Annotated in this window: 2 protein-coding genes and 1 pseudogene; 1 reads left to right on the plus strand and 2 read right to left on the minus strand. The window is 70.4% G+C overall.

Going from position 1 to position 1,622, the window contains the following annotated elements; all coding sequences use genetic code 11:
• A pseudogene (locus tag AC1D15_RS31190) lies at positions 1 to 206 on the plus strand (inositol monophosphatase family protein); the annotation flags it as partial.
• A gap of 4 nt (positions 207 to 210) precedes the next feature.
• Here AC1D15_RS31190 and AC1D15_RS31195 read toward each other — a convergent pair.
• Both AC1D15_RS31195 and AC1D15_RS31200 read right to left on the minus strand, forming a co-directional pair.
• Positions 211 to 1,362, minus strand: coding sequence for a Gfo/Idh/MocA family protein (locus tag AC1D15_RS31195; protein ID WP_477829086.1), 1,152 nt, complete (start codon positions 1,360 to 1,362; stop codon positions 211 to 213).
• 10 nt (positions 1,363 to 1,372) lie between these two features.
• Positions 1,373 to 1,622: sugar phosphate isomerase/epimerase family protein (locus tag AC1D15_RS31200; RefSeq protein WP_477829087.1), on the minus strand; the 250-nt coding region annotated here is incomplete at its 5' end.

Below are 1,622 nucleotides of genomic sequence, written 5' to 3' on the forward strand. Positions count from 1 at the left end.
GGAAGATGGTGGGGATCCTCGCGCCGTACACGCGGGTGATCAAGGCGGATGAGGCCGCCAAGGGCGAGGCAGCCGTCGCCGAGGACGGCACGCCGGGGGTCACGCCGGAATCGGCGCTGGCCGCAACCGCCACGTCAGCCAAGCCCGCCGAGCCCGAGAAGCGCAAGGCCGTGCGGATCCGCAAGGCCGACGCCGAACGCAGCTGACGCGTCAGTCCCAGGCGGTCCACTTCGCGGTGGACCGGCTCGACTCCACCGTCTTCTCCATGAACTTGACGCCCCGCGCGCCATCCTCGAGCGTCGGGAAATCCCCTTCCAGCGCCCCAAGCGCCCTTCCCTCCTCCTTCGCGAGGATCGCCTCGGCGACCCCCAGGTAGAGGTTCGCGAACGCCTCGATGAACGCCTCCGGGTGCCCGGTCGGCAGCCGCGAGGCCTTCTTCGCCGCGTCGCCCAGCCACGGCGAGCCGCGCGTCAGCAGGCGCTTCGGCCCGTCGAGCGAGGCGTGCACCAGCAGGTTCGGATCCTCCTGGTGCCAGGCCAGCGAGCCCTGCGTGCCGAACACCCGCAGCCGCAGGTCGTTCTCGCCGCCGATCTCGATCTGCGACGCGATCATCACGCCGCGCGCGCCGCCCCGGTAGCGCAGCAGCAGGTTGCCGTCGTCGTCGAGCCGGCGGCCCGGCACGAAGGCGGTCAGGTCGGCGCACAGCGCCTCGATCTCCAGCCCGCAGACACTCGCCACCAGGTTCTCGGCATGCGTGCCGATGTCACCGATCGCGCCGACGATGCCGCTCCTCGCCGGATCGACGCGCCAGTCGGCCTGCTTGTGGTCGCCGGCTTCCAGCTGCGTCGCGAGCCAGCCCTGGTTGTATTCGAYGATCACCTTGCGGATCTCGCCGAGCTGGCCGGTGCGCACCATCTCGCGCGCCTGCCGCACCATCGGGTAGCCGGTGTAGTTGTGGGTGACGCCGAACACCGTGCCGCTGCGGCCGCGCGCCGCGAGCAGCGCCTGCGCCTGCTCGCTGGTGTGCACCAGCGGCTTGTCGCACACCACGTGGATGCCGGCCTCGGTGAAGGCCTTCGCCACCTCGAAATGCACGTGATTCGGCGTCACGATGCTGACGAAGTCGATGCGCTCGCCACGCGGGCGCTTCAGCTCGTCATCGAGCAGCGCCTGCCAGCTGCCGTGGTTGCGCGCATCGGCCAGGCCGAGGTCCTGCCCCGAGGCCCGTGCCTTCGCGGCATCGGCCGACAGCGCGCCCGCCACCAGCTCGATCTGCCCGTCCAGCGCCATCGCCTTGCGGTGCACCGCACCGATGAACGCACCCCGGCCGCCACCGACCATCGCATATCGCAGCTTGCGCATCAGCAGCCCCTCATTTCTCGAACGACGCGTCGAACGCACGCGCCGACGGCTTGAAATCGAGCCGGCGCGAGAACGCCGCGCTCTCGGTCGCGCCATGCACGCGGTCCATGCGGCTGTCTTCCCACTCGACGCTCAGCGGGCCCTGGTAGCGGATGTCGTTGAGCGCGACGATGATCCCCTCGAAATCGATCATCCCGCGCCCGACGCTGCGGAAATCCCAGAAGCGCCGCGCATCGCCGAAGCTGGTGTGCCCGCCGAAC

The organism is Rhizobacter sp. P2_H2 (genome assembly GCF_056403375.1).